1 protein-coding gene is annotated in these 284 nt (G+C 52.8%); it reads right to left on the reverse strand.

The window, feature by feature from the left end:
- Positions 1–65: 65 nt before the first annotated feature.
- Positions 66–284 (reverse strand): hypothetical protein (locus AC1RPN_RS08890; RefSeq protein WP_481763826.1); only part of this gene is annotated, 219 nt, incomplete at its 5' end.

Here is a 284-nt window from a genome sequence, read left to right on the forward strand (position 1 = left end):
TTGACGTGCCATTTGATGCTATCCTTGCTTGGTTGATGGTTTGTTACTGGTACTGCGTGTCCACACTATTTACTATCAGTGGACGAAACGGGAACGCGGGTCAGTGATGAGACTGCCGTTGTCAAATCCCGGTATATTGCGACGATGGTCTCGCGCAGACCTTCATCATCCTGCGCGAGAGCTGCGTCCAGTGCAAAGCAGGTAGCTTCTAGAACTGCCTGCTGATGAACGGCCCGATCATGGGCACGCGCCTCCAGTTGCTTCTGAACAACTTCGAACAACGC

This window comes from Dellaglioa sp. CoH-57-MRSF-20 (assembly GCF_056781955.1).